Source organism: Vibrio sp. 2132-1 (assembly GCF_033344315.1).
The window spans coordinates 1-873 of the sequence record NZ_JAWPON010000179.1; the positions used below are offsets into that span (position 1 = coordinate 1).

Sequence of the window (873 nt, forward strand, 5' to 3'; positions counted from 1 at the left end):
TTGTATTTATACCACCCGTTAAGCTTTTCTACGTCAGTGACGATGTTTGCAAATGCTTACAAGTGCAAACAGTAGCGATTTGCTTGCTCATAACTGAAAGACAGGCGTCGCTCGCCTGTCTTTGATGCGCTCAACAAACATTGGCTTGTTCGTTATGTTCTCTCTCGCCGTTAATTCACATTGGCTGTTGCTACCGCGATAGAGTCGGAAAACGACAGCGTGAAATCTTGCTCTGTATTGAGCACTTTGGCTGGAAACTCTAAGCTTAATTGCGCGTGTGGCGCGACTTCCGAAGCAATACTGGTGATGAATTTTCGAGTTTCTCCAGGAGAGATCGACAAGCTGTTTCCACCTTTGGATGAAAGCTCGGCAATGCCCATCGTTTGCAGCGTGTTGCCTGCCGTATCAGCCAGATGCAGCAAAGATTCTGACTTATAGACCAACTCTCCACTTTCGGTGCGATAGGCGCTAAATGTGTTGAAGTTTGGCTGTAATGAACCTTGAGAACCTACGTTTGTGACGGAAAACATCACGTTAGAACCATCAAAATTCTCGACTTTCACCAACACGTTACCGTCTTGGTAACGAGCGGCTGCCGCAGCACTTGCTTGCTGTTTCTGCCTCTGTTTTTCTTTTTCAATGTTGCTCAATTGGTTTTGCTCGTTTGCTAGGCGGTTTTCAGCCATCGCGTACGATTGATCCACCATTGCCAACAGCGCTGGGATTGAATACAGCGTTAGACCTTCCAAATGGTCAAAGTCGATTTTGGCATGCTGAGTAAGTTCGTGATTCGAGAACTGGCAGTAGCCATCAATCAAGCTAACGAACGCGACTTCAAAAGTGCCCTGTAATCGGCTTACTTCGTGTGCGGCT

1 protein-coding gene is annotated in these 873 nt (G+C 46.7%); it reads right to left on the reverse strand.

Translation table 11 applies throughout. The features are described from left to right. Positions 1–170 precede the first annotated feature (170 nt). A partial coding sequence (locus tag R8N47_RS24260; protein ID WP_318185984.1) for a hypothetical protein occupies positions 171–873 on the reverse strand: 703 nt, incomplete at its 5' end.